The following is a 5060-nucleotide window of genomic DNA, read 5'->3' as shown; positions in this document are numbered from 1 at the left end:
GTGCTCGCGGCCCTCGGTTCCCCGACCGCCCTGCGCGAGGCGCGCACGCCCTCCTTGCGCTCCGTGCCCGGCCCGCTGAGCCCCGAGCGGCCGCTCGCCATCCATGTGCTCGACCGCGTCACCGCCGAGGAGGGGCCGCCACAGACCCGGCTCACCGGCTGGCGCTTCCTCATCCGTGCCGGGGGACGCACGGTGGGGGCCGCCGAGTCGAGGCTCACCCCGGACGGCTGGGCGTTCTCGCACTTCTGCGAGGGCCCGTACCTCGCCTCCACCGAGCGCGCCCTGATCCAGGCGGAGGCGCTGCCCACCCCGTGCCAGCCGCGGCTGCTGTCCATCCCCGAGCTCTACATGATGACGCTGTGGCTGCACGGCGACATCGGCGAGGACCCGGCCGAGGGGCGGCCGGACCCGGCCGACCTCCTGGTGCCGCTGGCGCCCGCGCCGCCGGGGATCGCGGCCCACCGGCCGCACCGGGTCGCCGATCTGCTGTCGGTGCTCACCCTGCGGCTGAGCCCCGCGCCCCTGCTGCGCTCACCGGCCTGAGAACAGTCGCGAACCGGGGGGACGCCGCCGGCCCAGGCCCTCGCGAGACCGGCCCGAGTGTGCCCTGCGACCATGGGACGCGGGGCACTCGGCCGTTCCCGGCCGGTGCTCGCCGAACGCCCCACCCGAGGCCCACTCGCGCGGACTAGCCCGTTCCGGCCATCGAGAACCATCCGAAGGGACACCCTCGGTGCGCTGAACCGTCCGCCCGGGTGATGCGTCATCTGTTGGTGAGGGCAGCTTGCCGCGAAATCCCTGCGGAATCTCGTCCGCGGGGCGACACTGGGACCGACCGAGTTGATACGGGGGGCGGCCATGACAACCGCAACGAGCCGCAGGACAGTCACCACCTCGCAGCGAGAGAACACATCCATGTGCCAGCATCAGCCACCATGCCCGTCCGCCGACTCCGCCGACCGGGAAGCGGCCCACCTCGTGGCCCACTACCCGGAGCAGGGCTGGAGTCTGCTGTGCAACGGCGTCCTGTTCTTCGAGGACACCGGTGAGCTGCTGCCGGACGGGCAGATCATCGCCCCGCACCGGCCGCTGGGCACGGAGCACATCGTCACCGCCGCCTGAATCCGCGCGTGAGCCCGGCGGCCACACCAGCACCACCGATACACCGACACCACAGCACCACCGACACGCAAGGGGCCGGCCCGGCGTCACCGCCGAACCGGCCCCTCATCCGTGACACAAGCCGCCGGCCCCCGGGCCCGAAGGCCCGCGGACCGGCCCTCGCTCAGCCCTCGTACTCGTCCAGCGGCGGGCACGAGCAGACGAGGTTGCGGTCACCGTACGCGCCGTCGATCCGGCGCACCGGCGGCCAGTACTTGTCCGCCGCCGACACCCCGCCCGGGAAGACGGCCGTGTCCCGGCTGTACGGGTGGTCCCACGCGCCGCCCAGCGCGGCCGCGGTGTGCGGCGCCCCGCGCAGCGGGTTGTCGTCGGCGGGCCACTCCCCCGCGCCGACCTGGTCGATCTCGCCGCGGATCGCGATCATCGCATCGCAGAAACGATCCAGCTCGGCGAGGTCCTCGCTCTCGGTGGGCTCGATCATCAGCGTGCCGGCCACCGGGAACGACATCGTCGGGGCGTGGAAGCCGTAGTCGATCAGCCGCTTGGCGACATCGTCGACCGTGACGCCGGTCGCCTTGGTCAGCGGCCGCAGATCGATGATGCACTCGTGGGCCACCAGGCCGTTCGGCCCGGTGTAGAGCACCGGGAAGTGCGGCTCCAGCCGCTTGGCCACGTAGTTGGCGCTCAGCACGGCCACCTGGGTGGCCCGCCGCAGCCCCTCCGCGCCCATCAGCCGCACATACGCCCAGGAGATCGGGAGGATGCCCGCCGAGCCCCAGGGGGCGGCGGAGATCGGACCCACCCCCGTCTCCGGACCGGCGGCCGGCTGGAGCGGGTGGTTCGGCAGGTACGGCGCCAGGTGCGCGCGCACGGCCACCGGGCCCACGCCGGGACCGCCGCCGCCGTGCGGGATGCAGAAGGTCTTGTGCAGATTGAGGTGCGAGACGTCGCCCCCGAAGTGGCCCGGCTTGGCGAGCCCCAGCAGCGCGTTGAGGTTGGCGCCGTCGACGTAGACCTGGCCGCCCGCGTCGTGCACGGCCGCGCAGATGTCGGTGATGTGCTCCTCGAACACCCCGTGCGTGGAGGGGTAGGTGACCATGAGCACGGCCAGTTCGTCACGGTGCTGCTCGATCTTGGCCCGCAGGTCCGCGACGTCGACGTCGCCGTCCTCACCGGTCTTCACCACGACGACCCGCATGCCGGCCATCACCGCGCTGGCGGCGTTGGTGCCGTGCGCGGACGACGGGATCAGACAGACGGTGCGCCCCTCGTCGCCGTTGGCGCGGTGGTACGCCCGCACCGCCAGCAGACCCGCCAGCTCGCCCTGGGAGCCGGCGTTGGGCTGCAGGGACACCTTGTCGTAGCCGGTGACCTCGGCGAGCCGCTCCTCCAGCTCGCGGATGAGGGTCAGATAGCCCTCGGCCTGCTCGGCCGGCGCGAAGGGGTGCAGCGCGCCGAACTCCGGCCAGGTGATGGGCTCCATCTCGGTGGTCGCGTTCAGCTTCATGGTGCAGGAGCCGAGCGGGATCATGCCGCGGTCGAGGGCGTAGTCGCGGTCGGCGAGCCGGCGCAGATAGCGCAACATCGCCGTCTCCGAGCGGTGCTGCCGGAAGACCGGGTGGGTGAGGTACTCGTCGGTGCGCAGCAGCGCCTCGGGGAGGGCGTCCCCGGCAGTGGCGTCGAGCGCCTCGACGTCGCCCTCGACCCCGAAGGCCCGCCAGACGGCGACGAGCTGGGCGCGGCCGGTGGTCTCGTCGCAGGCCACGCCGACGTGATCGGCGTCGACCGCGCGGAGGTTGACCCCGCCCTCGCGGGCGGCGGCGACCACCTCGGCGGCCCGGCCGGGGGTCCGTACGGTCAGCGTGTCGAAGTAGCTGTCGTGCACGACCTCGACGCCGCCGGCGCGCAGGCCCTCCGCCAGGACCGCGGCGTAGCGGTGGGTGCGGCGGGCGATCGCGGCGAGGCCCTCGGGGCCGTGGTAGACGGCGTACATCCCCGCCATCACGGCGAGCAGCACCTGCGCGGTGCAGATGTTGCTGGTGGCCTTCTCCCGGCGGATGTGCTGCTCACGGGTCTGGAGGGCGAGGCGGTACGCCTTGTCGCCGTCCGCGTCGACGGAGACGCCGACGAGCCGGCCGGGGAGGCTGCGGGCGAACGTCTCGCGCACGGCCATGAAGCCGGCGTGCGGGCCGCCGAAGCCCATGGGCACGCCGAAGCGCTGGCTGGTGCCGACGGCGATGTCCGCGCCGAGCTCGCCGGGCGAGGTCAGCAGGGTGAGGGCGAGCAGGTCCGCGGCGACGGTGACGACCGCGCCGAGCCCGTGCGCCTGCTCGATCACCGGGCGCGGGTCGCGGACCCGGCCGGAGGCGCCCGGGTACTGGAGCAGCACGCCGAAGACACCGCGCTCGGCGACCTCGGCCGGGATGCCGTCCGTGAGGTCGGCGACGACGATCTCGACGCCCGTCGGCTCCGCGCGGGTGCGCAGCACGGCGACGGTCTGCGGCAGGGCGTCGGCGTCGACGAGGAAGACCCCGTCCTTGACCTTGCCGACCCGGCGGGAGAGGGCCATGGCCTCGGCGGCCGCGGTGCCCTCGTCGAGGAGCGAGGCGCCGGAGGTGGGCAGGCCGGTGAGCTCGGCGACCACGGTCTGGAAGTTGAGCAGCGCCTCCAGCCGGCCCTGGGAGATCTCCGGCTGGTACGGGGTGTAGGCGGTGTACCAGGCGGGGTTCTCCAGGACGTTGCGCAGGATCACCGGCGGCGTGAACGTGCCGTAGTACCCCAGGCCGATCATGGAGTGCAGTACGTCGTTGCGCTCGGCGAGCGTCCTGAGCTCGGCGAGCACCTCGGCCTCGGTGCGGGCGTCGGGGAGCCGGAGCGCCTCCGCGCTGCGGATCACCTCGGGGACGGCGGCGGCGGTGAGCTCGTCCAGCGAGCCGAAGCCGACCTGGGCGAGCATCTTGGCCTGCGCCTCGCCGTCGGGCCCTATGTGACGCTGCTCGAAGGGGATGCCCCGCTCGAGCTCGGTGAGGGGGATGCGATGGGTGTTCATCGGGGGGCCTCCTGGTCTGCGCGACCTACGAGGGCACCGTGGCGGGTGCCCGGACGGCCTCCCCCTCTGTCATCTCAACCTGAGAGCTTCACCGGTCCGCCGTGGGGCGTCCCGGCTTTCACCGTCGGTGAGGAGGGGTTCGGCACAGCCCATTCCGACGCCCGCCCTGCTTTCCAGAGTGACCTCTCCCTTGCGGTACGGGTGCCTGAGAGATTCCGGGGAGGATTTGCTCCTTCGGCGCCTCCGACTCGCTGGACGGAGGACTCTCCCGCATGGGGTCTACAGCCAATTGCCAGCGTACCAGCGCAGGTCGTTCGCGTGTCCTCGAGTGGCCAAGGTGACAAATCTGGACTTTCGTTGTTGTCAGGGTGGAATTCCGAGCTGTAGGAGGGACGGTGCAGTCGGATATCGATCCGCGCGGCCTGATCGGCCGCAAGGCATTCGACCGGGACGGGACGAAAATCGGCACGGTCGACGAGGTCTATCTGGACGACGCCACGGGGCAGCCGGAGTGGGCCGCGGTGCGCACGGGGCTGTTCAGCCGGGACGCGTTCGTGCCGCTGGAGCCGAGCGAGGTCGTCGGCGAGGGCCTGCGGGTCCCCTACTCCCGGGAAGTGATCAAGGGCGCGCCGGATCTCGGGGTGGGCCGTCATCTCTCGCCCGAGCAGGAGCTGCGGCTCTACCACCACTACGGCATGGACGTGGCCTCGGCGCGGGAGCGGCCGCATCCGCCGCCGGACGAGGGCGACGACCCGCGCCCGGAGTGACCTGTCCGGTTCGGCGCTGCCCGTCATGCGGCTCCCCCCGCCTCGCCCGATTCACCGGCCTCGCCCGATTCCGCCGCTTCACTCGGCTCCCCCGCCGCCTCCGGACGCATAGGTTTCGGGGA

The 5060-nt window shown here is 72.7% G+C and carries 4 protein-coding genes and 2 riboswitches; of the genes, 3 read left to right on the top strand and 1 reads right to left on the bottom strand.

What is annotated here, in order from left to right:
- Together ACSNOD_RS28250 and ACSNOD_RS28245 are read left to right on the top strand one after the other, a co-directional pair.
- The coding region (locus tag ACSNOD_RS28250; protein ID WP_436769907.1) for a hypothetical protein at positions 1–543 on the top strand (543 nt) is incomplete at its 5' end.
- 372 nt (positions 544–915) lie between these two features.
- Positions 916–1122 carry a DUF5999 family protein gene (locus ACSNOD_RS28245; protein ID WP_436769906.1) on the top strand — a complete coding sequence of 69 codons (207 nt, stop codon included), beginning with the start codon at positions 916–918 and terminating at the stop codon, positions 1120–1122.
- Between the two features lie 163 nt (positions 1123–1285).
- Here ACSNOD_RS28245 and gcvP read toward each other — a convergent pair whose 3' ends face one another.
- Positions 1286–4171, bottom strand: coding sequence for an aminomethyl-transferring glycine dehydrogenase (gene gcvP / locus ACSNOD_RS28240; protein WP_436769905.1), 2886 nt, complete (start codon positions 4169–4171; stop codon positions 1286–1288).
- A gap of 56 nt (positions 4172–4227) precedes the next feature.
- Positions 4228–4354: riboswitch (glycine riboswitch) on the bottom strand.
- Positions 4355–4452: riboswitch (glycine riboswitch) on the bottom strand.
- Between the two features lie 114 nt (positions 4453–4566).
- On the opposite strand from gcvP, the gene ACSNOD_RS28235 reads away from it, so the two are divergent.
- Positions 4567–4938: a PRC-barrel domain-containing protein gene (locus ACSNOD_RS28235; RefSeq protein ID WP_436769904.1), complete on the top strand. Its 372-nt coding sequence runs from the start codon at positions 4567–4569 to the stop codon at positions 4936–4938.
- The last annotated feature ends 122 nt before the right edge of the window (positions 4939–5060 follow it).

The organism is Streptomyces sp. URMC 123 (assembly GCF_051386515.1).
In the GTDB taxonomy this organism is placed as follows: domain Bacteria; phylum Actinomycetota; class Actinomycetes; order Streptomycetales; family Streptomycetaceae; genus Streptomyces.
This window is presented reverse-complemented; position numbering and strand designations above follow the sequence as displayed.